Source organism: Rhodococcus sp. NPDC056516, assembly GCF_042794655.1.
Lineage (GTDB): Bacteria > Actinomycetota > Actinomycetes > Mycobacteriales > Mycobacteriaceae > Rhodococcus_F.
The window spans coordinates 537889-550571 of sequence record NZ_JBHTTG010000002.1 but is presented as its reverse complement, the minus strand read 5'-3'; the positions used below and the strand labels follow the sequence as shown (position 1 = coordinate 550571).

General features: G+C 62.3%; 13 protein-coding genes. 8 read left to right on the top strand and 5 right to left on the bottom strand.

Annotated elements, in window-relative coordinates; all coding sequences use genetic code 11:
• The first annotated feature begins 8 nt into the window (after nucleotides 1–8).
• From ACFQ6Y_RS07585 to recX, 4 genes are all read left to right on the top strand, one after another.
• Complete coding sequence (locus ACFQ6Y_RS07585; protein ID WP_378630685.1) at nucleotides 9–1172, top strand: glycosyltransferase; 1164 nt, start codon at nucleotides 9–11, stop codon at nucleotides 1170–1172.
• A gap of 52 nt (nucleotides 1173–1224) precedes the next feature.
• A complete protein-coding gene (locus ACFQ6Y_RS07580) occupies nucleotides 1225–1419 on the top strand; it encodes a DUF3046 domain-containing protein (protein WP_042951753.1) in 195 nt (64 codons plus the stop codon).
• Between the two features lie 288 nt (nucleotides 1420–1707).
• Nucleotides 1708–2745 carry a recombinase RecA gene (recA, locus tag ACFQ6Y_RS07575; protein WP_007735170.1) on the top strand — a complete coding sequence of 346 codons (1038 nt, stop codon included), beginning with the start codon at nucleotides 1708–1710 and terminating at the stop codon, nucleotides 2743–2745.
• A gap of 8 nt (nucleotides 2746–2753) precedes the next feature.
• On the top strand, nucleotides 2754–3329 hold the full coding sequence (gene recX, locus ACFQ6Y_RS07570) for a recombination regulator RecX (protein WP_378630683.1): 576 nt from the start codon (nucleotides 2754–2756) through the stop codon (nucleotides 3327–3329).
• A 258-nt stretch (nucleotides 3330–3587) separates the two neighbouring features.
• Here the strand turns inward: recX and ACFQ6Y_RS07565 are convergent, their stop codons facing one another.
• From ACFQ6Y_RS07565 to gluA, 4 genes are all read right to left on the bottom strand, one after another.
• Nucleotides 3588–4484, bottom strand: a complete 897-nt coding sequence (locus ACFQ6Y_RS07565) for an amino acid ABC transporter permease (protein WP_378630681.1) — start codon at nucleotides 4482–4484, stop codon at nucleotides 3588–3590.
• Nucleotides 4481–5161, bottom strand: a complete 681-nt coding sequence (locus tag ACFQ6Y_RS07560; protein ID WP_019748198.1) for an amino acid ABC transporter permease — start codon at nucleotides 5159–5161, stop codon at nucleotides 4481–4483. The genes ACFQ6Y_RS07565 and ACFQ6Y_RS07560 overlap by 4 nt, the downstream gene beginning before the upstream one ends.
• Before the next feature lie 99 nt (nucleotides 5162–5260).
• Entirely contained in the window at nucleotides 5261–6097 is an 837-nt protein-coding gene (locus ACFQ6Y_RS07555) for a glutamate ABC transporter substrate-binding protein (RefSeq protein ID WP_378630678.1), read from the bottom strand.
• A 159-nt stretch (nucleotides 6098–6256) separates the two neighbouring features.
• Nucleotides 6257–6985: a glutamate ABC transporter ATP-binding protein GluA gene (gene gluA, locus ACFQ6Y_RS07550; protein WP_283303996.1), complete on the bottom strand. Its 729-nt coding sequence runs from the start codon at nucleotides 6983–6985 to the stop codon at nucleotides 6257–6259.
• Between the two features lie 231 nt (nucleotides 6986–7216).
• Between gluA and miaB the strand changes: the two genes are divergently transcribed.
• Nucleotides 7217–8764: a tRNA (N6-isopentenyl adenosine(37)-C2)-methylthiotransferase MiaB gene (gene miaB, locus ACFQ6Y_RS07545; RefSeq protein ID WP_378545971.1), complete on the top strand. Its 1548-nt coding sequence runs from the start codon at nucleotides 7217–7219 to the stop codon at nucleotides 8762–8764.
• Complete coding sequence (locus ACFQ6Y_RS07540; protein ID WP_020907525.1) at nucleotides 8761–9351, top strand: hypothetical protein; 591 nt, start codon at nucleotides 8761–8763, stop codon at nucleotides 9349–9351. The genes miaB and ACFQ6Y_RS07540 overlap by 4 nt, the downstream gene beginning before the upstream one ends.
• Nucleotides 9352–9442: 91 nt before the next feature.
• Here the strand turns inward: ACFQ6Y_RS07540 and ACFQ6Y_RS07535 are convergent, their stop codons facing one another.
• Nucleotides 9443–10828 (bottom strand): DUF349 domain-containing protein, encoded by a 1386-nt coding sequence (locus ACFQ6Y_RS07535; RefSeq protein ID WP_378630674.1) that lies wholly within the window; start codon nucleotides 10826–10828, stop codon nucleotides 9443–9445.
• A gap of 139 nt (nucleotides 10829–10967) precedes the next feature.
• Here ACFQ6Y_RS07535 and ACFQ6Y_RS07530 point away from each other — a divergent pair, with 139 nt between their 5' ends.
• Nucleotides 10968–11714 carry a class III extradiol dioxygenase subunit B-like domain-containing protein gene (locus ACFQ6Y_RS07530; protein WP_378630671.1) on the top strand — a complete coding sequence of 249 codons (747 nt, stop codon included), beginning with the start codon at nucleotides 10968–10970 and terminating at the stop codon, nucleotides 11712–11714.
• The gene (gene miaA, locus ACFQ6Y_RS07525; protein WP_378445782.1) at nucleotides 11702–12637 is read left to right on the top strand and encodes a tRNA (adenosine(37)-N6)-dimethylallyltransferase MiaA; all 936 of its coding nucleotides are present in this window, start codon (nucleotides 11702–11704) and stop codon (nucleotides 12635–12637) included. The genes ACFQ6Y_RS07530 and miaA overlap by 13 nt, the downstream gene beginning before the upstream one ends.
• The last annotated feature ends 46 nt before the right edge of the window (nucleotides 12638–12683 follow it).

Sequence of the window (12683 nt, the reverse complement as noted above, 5' to 3'; positions counted from 1 at the left end):
CTGATCCGGTGCGTGTAGCCGTCGTTGCCGGGCCGGACCCGGGTCATGCTTTTCCCGCAATAGCGTTGTCGCTGGCGTTGATCCAGGCCGGCGACGACCCCATCCTCTACACCGGGACCCGGTGGGTGGAGGCAGCGCGAGCAGCGGGCGTGGAAGCGGAGCCTCTCAAGGGCTTGGCTCCGCGACCGGGAGACGACGATCTCGACGCAGGCGCTCGGATTCATTCGCGCGCCGCCTATATTTCCACCGAACTGCTTCCCGACCTGAAATCCGTCTCCCCGGATCTTGTCGTCTCCGACATCCTTACTGCCGGAGGTGGATTGGCCGCGGAACGGCTCGGCATCCCGTGGGTGGAGCTCTCGCCTCACCCGTTGTACTCACCCTCGCGCGGTCTGCCGCCGATCGGCAGTGGGCTCGCGCCCGGAGTCGGAATTCGCGGTCGACTCCGCGACACCCTGATGCGCGCAGCGACGGGACGTTCGATCAAGCAAGGGTTGGCCCAGCGCTCGCAAGCCCGTGTCGGTGTCGGACTGCCCGCTCTCGATCCCGGCCCTCATGCGCGGCTGATCGCAACGCTTCCGGCACTGGAAGTGCCTCGCCCCGACTGGCCGGAGCACGCACACGTCGTCGGACCGCTTCTCTGGGAGCCGACCGAGGTCATTCTGGATCCACCGCCAGGTGACGAACCGCTGGTCATGGTGGCGCCGTCCACGGCACACACCGGCGCAGTGGGAATGTTCGAGGGCACGGTCGAAGGACTCGACGGAGCCGGTGTCAGGCTGATCGCATCGATACTCGAGGGAGCAGAAGGCGAACAACCTGATTGGGTTCGTGCAGGTCTCGGACGTCAGGACGCGATGCTGCATGACGCGGCGGTATTGGTATGCGGCGGCGGGCACGGCATGTTGGCAAAGGCGCTGTTGGCCGGAGTACCGACCGTCGTCGTTCCTGGGGGAGGGGACCAGTGGGAGCTGGCCAATCGCGCTGCGCGGGCAGGCACGTCGGTGATCGTGCGGCCTGCGGATGCGCAGTCGATTCGCGATGCAGTACTACAGGTTCTTTCCGATGAGCGATTCACGGAAGCGGCGAGGGCGGCTGCCGCTACTGCGTCGCAGGTCGTCGATCCGGTGGTGGTGTGCCGACAGGTGGTCAATGGCGGTGTGTCGGCGTGAGCCGACTGTGCCTGAGTGCAGATACATCACCCTGTGGACTACGGTGGCGGCTGTGCGGTTGACCGAATTTCATGAAATGGTGCGCGAAGAGTTCGGGCAGGTACGAGGCGACTCGATGCTGATCGACCATGTACTCCAGAGTCTCGACGGAATGACTGCCGCGGAGGCCGTCGAAGCAGGCTGGGAGCCCCGTGAGGTGTGGCGCGCGCTCTGCGCGGAGTTCGACGTACCGCCCGCCCGCCGCTGAATTTTCGGCGTGTCGAACGTCTCCCGTCTTCTGTTCGAACACGTGTTCGTCTATGCTGGAGCTGTTCGGTGGTGACGCTCCTTTCGTAACTGCGAACTTTCGGTTATCGACAAGCACAGTGTCCGACAAGCACAGTGTTCGACGGGCACGAAACCAAGATCGAAAAGTCTGTCGGTGGCCGGATCTACTCTGATCGCAACACACCAACAGGGTCGGCTCAGGCAGGCGCTGAAGAGACGGAGTCTGCTCAGGCAGGCACTGAAGACTGATACAAGGATGGGGATCACGATGGCACCACAGGCACCTGATCGGGACAAGGCACTCGACCTCGCGTTGGCGCAGATCGACAAGAACTTCGGCAAGGGTTCGGTGATGCGCCTGGGTGAGGGTGTCCGCCAGCCCATCGCCGTCATTCCCACCGGTTCCATCGCGCTCGACGTCGCGCTGGGTATCGGCGGACTGCCGCGTGGCCGCGTCATCGAGATCTACGGCCCGGAATCCTCGGGTAAGACCACCGTGGCACTGCACGCAGTTGCCAACGCTCAGGCCAACGGCGGCATCGCGGCCTTCATCGACGCGGAGCACGCGCTTGATCCTGACTATGCAGCCAAGTTGGGTGTCGACACCGACGCGCTTCTGGTCTCGCAGCCCGATACGGGTGAGCAGGCTCTCGAGATCACCGACATGCTGATTCGTTCGGGCGCCCTCGACATCGTCGTGATCGACTCCGTGGCCGCTCTTGTTCCTCGCGCCGAGATCGAAGGCGAGATGGGTGACAGCCACGTCGGCCTGCAGGCTCGACTGATGAGCCAGGCGCTGCGCAAGATCACCGGTGCCATGAACAACTCGGGCACCACCGTCATCTTCATCAACCAGCTTCGCGAGAAGATCGGCGTGATGTTCGGTTCTCCCGAAACCACCACCGGTGGTAAGGCACTGAAGTTCTACGCTTCGGTTCGCCTCGACATCCGTCGCATCGAGACTCTCAAGGACGGTACCGACGCAGTCGGTAACCGCACTCGTGTCAAGGTCGTCAAGAACAAGGTCGCTCCGCCGTTCAAGCAGGCCGAGTTCGACATTCTCTACGGTCAGGGCATCAGTAAGGAAGGCTCGCTCATCGATATGGGTGTCGAGCACGGGTTCATCCGCAAGTCCGGCTCCTGGTACACCTACGAAGGTGACCAGTTGGGTCAGGGCAAGGAAAATGCTCGTAAGTTCTTGCTGGAGAACACCGATATCCGCGACGAGATCGAGAAGAAGATCAAGGAAAAGCTCGGTATCGGTGCTGACGTCACTGCAACCGACGAAGCTCCCGCCGACTTCTGAGTTCAGTCATGAGCTTCGACGACGGTAACAACGGCGAGAATGCTCGTGAAGAGTACGGCGCACCTCGGCGTCGATCCCGTCAACGATCCGAGAAGCCGTCGCAACGCGCAGAAGGTGGGACGGAGGCGCAGGCCAAAGATGCTTGCCTACGCCTCCTGACCGACCGGGCGCGCAGCCGTTCCGAACTGGAAACAAAGCTGAGCGGGCGCGGTTTCGAACCCGAGATCATCACGAGCGTTCTCGATCGGCTCCAGGAAATCGGCTTGATCGACGACGCAGACTTCGCGAATCAGTGGGTTCATTCGCGCCACACGTACTCAGGCAAGGGAAAGCGTGCGCTAGCAGTCGAATTGCGGCTCAAAGGCATCGACCAGGATGTGGCTTCCGAAGCGCTCTCACAGATCGATCCGGAAGACGAGCGCGAGCGAGCAGCGGAGCTGGTTCGGCGGAAGCTGAAGAACAAGCCCGTCGATGATCGTGACAAGGTCACGCGCCGACTGGTCTCGATGCTTGCTCGCAAGGGGTATTCAGCGGGGATGTCGTACGAGGTGGTCAAGGCCGAGATGGCTGCCGCCGAATCGTAGGTAACCAATACCGTAGGCAAACAATGCCGTAGGCAACTAATACCAGGAGCGGGGTGGGGGGCCCCCAAAGGGGGGACCCCCCCCCCCCCCGGGGCGGGGGACCCCACGGGGCGCACCTTTTGGGGTCCCCCCTATTCTTTGTAAACCAATACGTTGGCAAACCATGCCCTTCGCAACATAACCCCAGGAGCGGGGTGTGTCACCGAATTCGGTGACACACCCCGCTCCTCGTGTCAGTGGAACAGCAGGTCGATCAGCTCACGGCTTGGTCAAGTCCATGCCCGGAACCGAAACGGCTGCGTCGGCAGCCGGAGCTGCGATGGGGCCCTTGCCCTTTCGCTTTCCGGACCGCAGGCGCTTCTCCACCTTGGTTGCCAGGAAGGTCAGAGCCGAGTTGAGAGCGATCATGATCGCTGCGACCACGATGAGCGCCGGCAAGAAGTTTCCGTAGAAGGTGCCGAGCTGTTGGGCCTGACGCACCAACTCGACATACCCGATCAGGTAACCGAGGGCGGAGTCCTTCAGCGCCACGACCATCTGCGAGATCAGTGCCGGGAGCATGGCGGTAACCGCCTGGGGGAGCAGGATCGTCACCATGATCTGCGTCTTGCGCATGCCTAGTGCCTTGGCGGCCTCACTTTGCCCTCGTGGGAGTGAGTTGATTCCGGCACGGACGATCTCGGCGATCACTGACCCGTTGTACAGAGTCAGACCCACGACGACTGCCGCGAGTGCGAGGTACTTGGACTTGAAGACCTCGTATTCGGCGAACACCTGATACGAGAAGATCATCAGAATCAGAACCGGTACTGCTCGGAACAATTCGACGATGACGCCGCAGACCTTCCGAATGATGTTGTGCTCGGAGAGCCGGCCGATACCCAGGGCAGAACCGAGGATGAGCGCGAAGACGATGGACATCGCAGCCGCGATCAGCGTTCCCCGAATGCCCGGTATCAGATACGTTGTCCACGAGGTGGATTCGAGGAACGGATCCCACTTCGCTGCTGTCAGCTGGCCCTTTTCGTCGAGTGCGCGGTAGACGACGTAACCGATTGCGACCATGAGTGCAGCGACGACCAAGGACGCGAATCGGTAGAGATTTCGCGCTCTCGGACCGGGCGCGTCATAGAGAACTGTTGCGCGGTTGCTCATCGTGAAACCTCGAATCGCTTGCTCAGCTTGCCGAAGATCAAGCCCATGGGAAGTGTCAGGATCACGAAACCGACAGCGAAGATTCCACCGACGACGAAGATCGCCGCTTCGTTCTCGATCATCTTCTTCATCAGCGCTGACGCCTCGGAAACGCCGATCACCGCGGCGATGGTCGAGTTCTTGGTCAGTGCGATCAGCACGCTACCCAGCGGTGCTGTGACCGCGCGAAAAGCCTGAGGCAGGACGATCAGCCGAAGATTTTGTGCAAACGACAGACCGAGTGATCGGCCCGCTTCGGCCTGGCCGACCGGAACGGTATTGATTCCCGATCGAAGTGACTCACACACGAACGCGGCAGTGTAGACACTGAGGCCGAGTACGGCGAGTCGGAAGTTGTTGTCTGTCAAGAACGTCGGTGAGTCCGACTTGGCGAGGTTGACTCCGAGCGTCTGCGAAAGACCGAACAGGCAGAACAGCAGAATCAGTGTCAGGGGGGTGTTTCGGAACACGGTCACGTACGCGGTACCCAGGAATCGGGCGACCGGGACCGGTGACACGCGCATTGCCGCAATCAGGACACCGATGATGACGGCGCCGATCGCGGAGAAGAACGTCAGCTGGATCGTGGTCCAGAAGGCTTCCAGAATCTGGTCGCCGTACTTGCTCAGAAGGTTCACTTGCCGTCTCCCCAGATCACGGGATCTCCGTTGGTGGCGTCACGCGCTGCGGCTCCCGAAGTGGGGAGCCGCAGCGAGATTGACGGTGAAAAAAGCAGGTCAGTAACGATCAACGGTGGGCGGTGCCGGGATGGGGTAGCCCGAAGCGCCAACAGTGTTGTTGAAGGCTTCTTCCCATGCGCCGGTGGAGATCATCTTCTCGATGGCGTCGTTGATCTTGCCGCGACCCTCGGAATCGTCCTTGGCCAGGCCGACACCGTACTTTTCGGTCGTGAACGGTTCTCCGACGACCTTCAGCTCGCCCGGGTACTGGGCAGCGTAGCCGGCGAGGATGATGTCGTCGGTGGTGACAGCGTCGACAGCGCCGTTACGCAGCGCCTCGACACAAGCGGAGTAGGTGTCGAGCGGCTGGAGCTGGACGTCCTTGGCGTAGTTGTCCTGGATGTTCTGCGCCGGAGTGGAACCCGACACCGAGCAGAGCTTCTTTCCGCCGGTGAGCGAATCGGGGCCGGTGATGTCGGTGTTGTCGGAGCGAACGAGCAGCGACTGGCCCGCGATGAAGTACGGGCCGCCGAAGCTGACCTTCTCCTTGCGTGTATCGGTGATCGAGTAGGTGGCGACGATGTAGTCGACCTCGCCGTTCTGGATCAAAGTCTCACGCTGAGCCGAAGGTGATTCCTTGAAAGCGATGCCATCGGGCTTCACGCCGAGTTCGTTGGCGATGTACCGGGCCACCTCGACGTCGAAACCGGAGAAAGTGCCGTCCGGATTACGCTGCCCGAGGCCGGGCTGATCGAACTTGATGCCGACGGTGAGGGTGCCGTCGGAAGCGCTCTCGGTGATCGACTTGTTCTCCTCGCCGCCACCACAGGCGGTGGCAGCGAACGCGATAGCCATGATTCCGATTCCGAAACGGACGGAACGATTGATCTTCATGAAGATCCTCTCGGTTGTCGACATGCAAACGGTGCAGTCGAGATGAAAAGTGCAGTCGAGCGAGTTGTCTTGTGGACGAGAGCAGGACTGTGTCGGAGGGGGAACTGTGTCGGAGGGGGGACTGTGTCGGAGGGGGGACTGTGTCGGAGGGGACTGTGATCAGTGAGTGAGGATCTTTCCGAGGAAGTCCTTGGCCCGATCCGACTTGGGATGAGTGAAGAACTCTTCGGGTGTTGTGTCTTCGACGACCTGACCGTCAGCCATGAACAGCACACGATCGCCGGCCTTACGTGCGAATCCCATCTCGTGCGTGACCACGAGCATGGTCATGCCTTCCTTGGCGAGGGAAGTCATGACATCGAGGACCTCGTTGACCATCTCGGGGTCGAGAGCGGAGGTGGGCTCGTCGAAAAGCATCACCTTGGGCTGCATCGCAAGAGCGCGAGCGATCGCGACACGCTGCTGCTGGCCACCGGAAAGCTGCGCCGGGTACTTGTCAGCCTGATTGGCGATACCGACACGCTCGAGCAACGCCTGCGCCGTCTTCTTGGCGTCGTCCTTCTTTGCCTTGCGGACCTTCATCGGTGCGAGCATGACGTTCTCGAGAATCGTCTTGTGAGCGAACAGGTTGAAGGACTGAAAGACCATCCCGACGTCGGCACGAAGTGCGGCAAGTGCTTTGCCCTCTTCGGGGAGCGTCTTGCCGTCGACGGCGATGGTGCCCGAGTCGATGGGTTCGAGGCGATTGATGGTGCGGCACAGAGTCGACTTACCGGAGCCCGACGGACCAAGGACGATCACTACTTGGCCCTTGGGTACCTCGAGATTGACCTCTTGCAGGACGTGAAGTTCCCCGAAGTGTTTGTTCACCGAGGTCATCGAAATCATGGATGTGGAATCGCCGGAGGTGGTCGGCGTCGTCGCATCGTCGGCTTGGGTCATAAACGAGAACCTTAGGCGTAGTTTGCGTCGACGCCCGTGATTTCGCCATGGTTCTTGCCATATGTAATGGAAATTTTACTGTGACGACGTTTATGTCGCGTTTCGGCTGTTTATCAGGGCGTTATTACACGTCGTAGTGGACGTGAGCTAGGCTGAAGCGTGTCACTGATCGACGAAATGTCCCCTGCACTTCCGGAGCCGACTGCAGTTCCGGAGCCGACTGCGAAGTCTGTTCGCACCTACGAGGTGCGGACGTACGGCTGTCAGATGAACGTCCACGATTCCGAGCGACTGTCCGGTCTGCTCGAGGACGCCGGGTACTCGAAGGCGGAGACCGGAACCGATCCTGACCTTGTCGTCTTCAATACGTGTGCGGTTCGTGAGAACGCGGACAACAAGTTGTACGGCAACCTCAGCCAGCTCGCCCCGAACAAGGAGGCGAACCCCGACATGCAGATCGCCGTCGGTGGGTGCCTGGCTCAGAAGGATCGTGACACCGTCGTCAAGAAGGCACCGTTCGTCGATGTCGTCTTCGGCACCCACAACATCGGCTCGCTGCCCGCACTGCTCGATCGTGCGCGTCACAACCAGCGTGCCGAAGTCGAAATCCTCGACGCACTGGAGGCCTTTCCGTCGACGTTGCCGGCCAAGCGTGAATCTGCCTATGCGGGATGGGTTTCCATCTCGGTGGGTTGTAACAACACGTGCACGTTCTGCATCGTTCCGGCCTTGCGTGGCAAGGAAGTGGATCGGCGTCCCGGAGACATTCTGGCCGAGGTTCAGGCGCTCGTCGACGAGGGTGTCTCCGAAGTGACTCTGCTCGGGCAGAACGTCAACGCCTACGGCGTGTCGTTCGCCGATCCGGAGCAACCGCGCGATCGCGGCGCCTTCGCCTCCCTCTTGAAGGCGTGCGGACACATCGACGGCCTCGAACGTGTGCGGTTCACGTCCCCGCACCCGGCGGAGTTCACCGACGACGTCATCGAAGCGATGGCAACCACCCCCAACGTCTGCCCGCAGCTGCATATGCCTCTTCAGTCCGGTTCGGACAAGGTTCTCAAGGCGATGAAGCGCTCGTATCGCAAGTCGAAGTACCTCGGGATCATCGAGAAGGTGCGCGCCGCAATGCCACACGCCGCCATCACCACGGACATCATCGTCGGGTTCCCGGGGGAGACGGAAGAGGATTTCGCGGAGACGCTGGACGTCGTACGCAAGGCGCGATTCTCGAACGCCTACACCTTCCAGTACTCCAAGCGCCCGGGTACGCCGGCGGCCGAGATGGCCGATCAACTTCCCAAAGAGGTTGTCCAGGAACGTTATATGCGATTGCTCGCGGTTCAGGAAGAAGTGAACATCGAGGAGAATCGCAAACTCGTCGGCACCGAGGTGGAACTCTTGGTGGCAGCCGGGGAGGGCCGCAAGAACGCAGCGACTCACCGCCTCAGCGGTCGTGCGCGAGACGGTCGCCTGGTGCATTTCCGACCTGAGGGAAACCTCGACGGCACAATCCGACCCGGCGACGTGGTGACGGTCGTCGTCACCCACGGAGCCCCCCATCACCTCGTGGCCGATGACGGGGTGCTCACGCACCGTCGGACCCGCGCCGGTGACTCGTTCGAAAAGGGCATCACACCCAAGACCCCGCCCATCGGCGTAGGTCTCGGACTACCGAAGATCGGTGCCCCAGCCCCACAACCCGTCCAGATGGGATGCAACGCATGACCTCGCAACACGAGAACAAGACACCTCAGCCGGGCGACGACGCCTTCGAGGGCTACCGCAAGGACCTCGACGACGCGGAACGCAAGGTCGCGGGAGAAATCGATCCGGGTGCGCGCGCCATGGTTGTCGCGGTTGCGGTGCTCGTGCTGGTCGGAACCCTTGCGCTGCCCCATGCGGGAGTTGCGAACGGCTGGGATGTGCTCGCGTACAACCAGGACGCGGAAAGTGAACGGATTGCACTGTTCTCACGCTTGTTCGTGTGGTTCGTTGTCATCTTCGGCATCGGATTCTCGATGCTCGCACTCGTGACGCGGCGCTGGAGTCTGGCGTGGGTCGCGCTGGCCGGTAGTGCCGTGGCGAGTGCGCTGGGAATGATGGCCGTCTGGTCACGTCAGACCATTCCCGCCGGATTCAACGTGGCAGGACCGTCGATCGGGCTGGTCATCGGATGGTTTGCCGTCGTGTTCTTGACGTTCCATTGGCTCAAGGTGGTCTGGACGCGAACCAACATTCAGCTCGCCGCCGAGGAGCAACGCCGGATCGCTGCGGCTGAAGCCGAGAAGCATCAGGAATGGAACGTCGGCTGACGCAGCAGACTGACTGTCCAACGCGCACTACAACGCCGGCTGACTCCTTTCGGAGTCAGCCGGCGTTGTAGTCGTACTCGTTTGTCGTCTGCTACTCGTTGACAGCGCTCTCGGCTGCTTCGGCCCACTCACGCCACTGCTTTGCCTGAGCGAGAGCCTTCTCCGCGTCCTTCGTTTTTCCGGCAGCCTGAGCCTTGGCGGCCTGCTCCTCGAACTGGCTCACCCGCTCCTTGAACTGCGCGACGCGGGCCAGCGCTTCCGGATCGGTACGACGCCACTCGGCGTCGACTGCGTCGCGCACCTTGGTTTCGATGGCCCGGAGCTTCGCTTCGAGTTCCTGCATTCGTTCGCGCGGCACCTTGCCGATCGCGTCCCACTTCTCCTGCAGGTCGCGAAGCGCTGCGCGAGCGTTCTCGAGTCCGTGTGCCGGATCGATGTTCGCGTTCGCAGCGAGCAACTCTTCCTTCGCGACTGCGTTCTGCTCGAATTCGGCGTCGCGCTCGGATGCGGCAGCGTTGCGGGCGGCGAAGAACACGTCCTGAGCGCCCTTGAAGCGCTTCCACAGGTTGTCGTCGGCCTCGCGCGGTGCACGGCCGGCAGCCTTCCACTCGCTGAGCAGATCGCGGAATTCTCCAGCGGTCTGTCCCCATTCGGTGGAGGTCGACAGCTTCTCGGCGCGCTCGACCAGTTCTTCCTTCGTAGAACGTGCGCTCGCACGATCGCGATCGAGTTCGGCGAAATGCGCTCCACGCCGTCGGTTGAAAGACTCGCGAGCCTTCGAGTACCGCTTCCACAGTGCGTCGTCGACCTTGCGGTCGATTCCGCGAATCGTCTTCCACTCGTCGAGAATCTCGCGCAGTCGATCACCCGCGGTCTTCCACTGGGTCGACTCCGAACCGATCTGTTCGGCCTCGACTGCGAGCGCCTCCTTGCGGGCGGTGCTCGCCGCGCGAGACTGTTCCTTCTCTTCCTTCGCGTGCGCCGCGGCCTCGTCGGATCCGGCGATGATCACGTCGAGTCGGCGGGCCAAAGCGTCGAGGTCACCGATCACGGCGGCGGTCGAGAGGGATTCGGACAGAGCGATGGCGGCAGCCTTGGTCTTCTTTGCGTCTCCGGCGCCCGACGTCAGTCGCGCCTCGAGCAGCGAGACCTCGGTCGCGAGATCGTCGTAGCGACGACCGAAATGGGCGAGGCCCTCGGTGGCGTCGCCGGCCTGCCACGAACCGATCTGACGTTCACCGTCAGCGGTCTTCACCCAGGCGGTGCCGTCTTCCTCGACGCGGCCGAATTTGCTCGGATCGCTGGTTGGTGCAGCGGTGACGGCATGCGAGGCCGCCGGACCGGGGCGAGGTGCTCCGGGGCGGGGCGCACCGGGGCGTGGTCCACCAGGTTTGGGTGCTCCGGGTTTGGGAGCAGCCGGGCTCGGGCTGGCCGAACTGCTGTCGGCGCCGGCGGTGGGTTCACTGTTCTCGGTCATCGGTCCTCGTCTCTGCCGCGCGTCACGGCTGCCTGATCGCATTCCTGGTTCCATTGAACCCGGTACTCACGTTCTCCGACTATTGAATCAGGTAAGAGGGTGTGAGGTCGCCACCTCGGGGTCGACTAGCGTGGCAACTGTGTTGACTTCCGCTGTTCTCGTCCCCTCTGCGCCGTTGCTCGTGCCGGAATTGTCCGGTGATTCGGCCGAGTCCGCCCAGGTGCGCGCTGCGGCATCGGCCGCCGTGCGCCGGCTGTCTCACGAGGCAGTTCAATGGGTAGGCGTCGGTGTCGACTCCGAGAAAGCAGCTGACGAACTCTGGCGAACTGGCGTCGGACGTGGACAGATCGGGACTTTCGCCGGATTCGGCGCCGATGTCCGGACGTCTCTGGACGCAGATGCGGCAGGCGAACCGGTGCCATCACTCGAACTCTGCGCCCTCGTGGCCGGCTGGCTGCGTGCCCAGGCGGACGTGGAGTCCACCGTCGACATGCACGTTGTCAGCCCGGAGGCGTCTGCGAGTGAGTGCCGTGAATTCGGGTATCAACTCCGCAAGCAACTCGACAGCGACGATCGACCGCAGGGACTTCTGATCGTGGCTGACGGTGCATCCACATTGACGGCAAAGGCTCCGGGAAGCTTCGACGAGCGTGCGGCGGGTGTGCAGTCGATCATCGACGATGCCCTGGCTGCCGGTGACCCGGAGGCACTTCTTGCTCTCGATCCGCAGCTTTGCCGCAGTGTCGGAGTTCAGGGGCGTGCGGCATGGCAGGTCCTGGCCGGTGTCTTCACGGACTCGCCCGGGTCAGCTCGTCCTCGTTCGACGGTGGATTACAGCGGTGCGCCGTTCGGTGTCGGCTACCACGTCGGGACGTGGCGGCCGTGAACGTCCCTGAAGAACTTCGCCCGATTGCAGTTGTCGGTCCGACGGCGTCGGGAAAGTCCGATCTCGCATTGGCGTTGGCCGAGGAATTCGGCGGCGAGATCATCAACATCGACGCGATGCAGCTCTATCGCGGTATGGATATCGGGACGGCGAAACTGACGCTCGCCGAGCGCCGTGGGATTCCTCATCACCTGCTCGACGTTCTCGACGTGACAGAGACCGCCACCGTCGCGCGTTATCAAAGCGACGCGATCGCGGTCGCCGAGAACCTGATCGCGGCAGGCAAGGTTCCGGTGATCGTCGGCGGCTCCATGATGTACGTCCAGTCTTTGCTCGACGAATGGTCTTTTCCGGCAACGGATCCCGACGTTCGTGCAAAGTGGGAAGCGGTGTTGGCCGAGGGTGGGGTCGATGCGGTGCACGCGGCCCTCGTTGCTGCCGATCCAGTTGCGGCGGCGTCGATACTGCCGACGGACGGTCGGCGGATGGTTCGGGCGCTCGAAGTCGTCGAACTGACAGGTCAGCCCTTCGCGGCCTCGGCGCCTCAGATCGGTGACCCTCGTTGGGGGACCCGCATTCTCGGCGTGGATCGTGACACCGAAGAACTCGACGCCCGGATTCGCTTGCGAACGGAGCTGATGTTCTCAGGCGGACTTGTCGACGAGGTTTCCGCACTTGTCGAGCAAGGATTGCGTGAGGGCGTCACAGCGCCGCGAGCGATCGGCTACGCGCAGGTGCTCGCATATTTCGACGGCGAATACGATCTGGCCGAGGCGCTCGAACGGACGTTCATCGGGACGCGGCGCTACGTTCGCCGCCAACGATCGTGGTTCCGTCGTGACACCCGCGTGCAGTGGCTCGACGGTGCCGATCCGGAGCTGGCCAACTCCGCCTTCGCGGCCCTCGCAGATCGCGGTCTGTAACACGGTCGAGCCGATCAGCTATCTTACAGTTAGCTGTTCGCGATCG